This is a genomic window from Streptomyces diversicolor, assembly GCF_057537855.1.
Genome location: NZ_BAAJXA010000105.1, coordinates 1 through 2549 on the forward strand (window position 1 = coordinate 1; position 2549 = coordinate 2549).

At 73.7% G+C, this 2549-nt stretch carries 1 protein-coding gene; it reads left to right on the top strand.

Features of this window, described 5'->3' with window-relative positions; translation table 11 throughout:
- Positions 1 to 126: 126 nt before the first annotated feature.
- Positions 127 to 2549: type I polyketide synthase (locus AC27LF_RS45285; RefSeq protein ID WP_479665199.1), on the top strand; the 2423-nt coding region annotated here is incomplete at its 3' end.

Sequence of the window (2549 nt, forward strand, 5' to 3'; positions counted from 1 at the left end):
TTGTTCGGGGACAATGTGGCCGCGCTGGGTGCGGATGGTGTGCTGGAGTTGGGTCCTGATGGTGTGTTGAGTGGGTTGTTCGGTGAGGTTCCTGCGGTGGCGGGGATGCGTCGGGGGCGGCCTGAGGTGGAGACGCTGCTGGGTGCGGTGGGCAGGGTGTGGCAGTGGGGTCGTGAGGTGGACTGGCCCGCGGTGTTCGCCGGGACCGGGGCCCGCCGCGTCGACCTGCCCACCTACGCCTTCCAACACCGCCCCTACTGGCTTTCGTTGGCCTCCCGCGTCGCCGACCTGGGTCATCCGCTGCTGACCGCGCTGGCCGAGGTTCCCTCGAACGGCACGCTCGTCCTCACCGTTCGCCTCGATGCGAGGCAGCAGTCCTGGCTGGCCGATCACCGGGTGTACGAACAGGCTGTGCTCCCCGGCACCGCGCTGGTCGATCTGTGCATCGCCGCCGGAGACCGGGCCGGCTGCCCCGTCCTCGACGAACTGGTCATCCAGTCCCAGATCCCGGTACCCACCACCCTTGAGCTGGTTCTCGACCCGCCGGAAGCCGACGGCCGCCGTGCCGTGGCGGTCCACAGTCGCGACGGCGAGGACTGGACCCTGCACGCGACCGGCACCCTCGCCCCGGCCATCGGGCCCGCGTCGGCCGCCGATCCGGTGCCGACGGACACCTGGCCGCCCGCCGGGGCCGAATCGCTTCCGCTGGACGGCCTCTACCCGGACCTGGCCGAGCGAGGACTCGGCTACGGACCCGCCTTCCGGGGGCTCACCGCGGCCTGGCGGCGCGACGGCACCACGTATGCCGAGGCCGAGCTGCCGGGCCTGGGCGGCGACGGCTTCGGTGTGCACCCCGCACTGCTCGACGCCTGCCTGCACGCCGCGGCCACCGACGCCGCGGAGCCGCTGGTGCCGTTCGCCTGGAGAGGCGTCACTCTCCACACCTCCGGGGCCACCCGCGTGCGCGCCGTGCTCACCCCGGAGGGCAAGGACGCCACCCGGCTCACCGTCACCGACACGGCTGGTGCCCCGGTGCTGACGGTCGACTCCTTGCGCGTACGACCGGCGCGCGCCACCCGTCCCGGCGCCCTGTACGCCGTCGACTGGCAGCCCGTCACCGACGACACCACGACCTCGCCGGCCGGCGCCGTGCATGAAGCCCCGTCCACCGGCTGTCCGTCGGAGGCGGCCCGCTGGGCGCTCGACCTGCTCCGGGAAACCGAGGGCTCCCTCGTGCTGGTGACTCGCGGTGCCGTGGCCACCGTCCCCGACGAGTCGGCCGACCCGGCCATGGCCGCCGTCTGGGGACTGGCCCGCAGCGCCCAGGCAGAGGAGCCGGGCCGCCGAATCACCCTCGTCGACCTGGCGGCCGGCGCGGACCTGCCCACGGCTCTCCCGGCCGACGAACCGCAACTGGCCGTGCGTGACGACGTACTGGCACCCCGGCTGGTTCGACTGCCCACCGTCGCGTCCGAGCCACCCGCCGTCACCGGGACCGTGCTGCTCACCGGCGGTACGGGCGGGCTCGGCCCGCTGTTCGCCGAGCACCTGCTCGCCGCCGGTGCCGAGCGGGTCGTGCTCGCCTCACGGCGCGGCCCGGAGGCACCCGGCATGAACGAGTTGCGCGAGCGGCTGCCCGGGGTCGAGGTCGTCGCCTGCGACGTCACCGACCGCGACGCGCTCGCCGAACTCGTCGCCCACCATGACGTCACCGGAGTGGTACACGCCGCCGGTGTCCTGGAAGACGGCATGATCGGCACGCTGACCGCCGACGGGCTGGAGCGTGTCCTCGCACCCAAGGTGGACGCGCTGCGCCACCTCGACGAACTGTGCCCCGAAGCGCGCCTGTTCGTCGCGTTCTCTTCGAGCGCCGGTGTGCTCGGCAACCCCGGCCAGGGCACCTACGCGGCGGCCAACGCCGCCGTGGACGCGGTGATCCAGAACCGCCGAGCCCGGGGCGGCACCGGCATCGCGCTCGCCTGGGGCCTGTGGGACCGCGACGCCGGCATGGGCGGCTCCGTCGACCGGGACCGTGCCGCCCGGCACGGCATGACCGCGCTCACCGACGAGACCGGGCTCGCGTTGTGGGACGCCGCTCTCGCCCAGGAACGCGCGCTGGTCATGCCCGCCGACCTGAACGTGCGGGCAATGCCGCGGACGCCACTGCTCGCAGTGTTGCGCCCGGACGCCGCCGCCGTCCGGCGACGACCGGAGGGAGCCGCCGGCACGTGGCGGCTGCCCGGGAGCAGCCGTGAGCGGTTCGTCCTGGATACCGTGCTCGATCACATCGCCCAGGTGCTCGGCCACACCGACCGCGCACAGATCGAACCCGGGCGCCCGTTCACCCAACTGGGCTTCGACTCGCTGTCCGCCGTCGAACTGCGCAACCGGCTGGCCAGAACCACCGGCCTGTCCCTGCCGGCCACGCTCACCTTCGACCACCCCACCCCTGAGGTGCTCGCGCGCTTCCTGCTCGCCGAGGCGACCGGCGCGCAAGAGCCAGCGTCGGCCACGGTCACGAAGACCACCACCGGCATCGCCGGCACGGA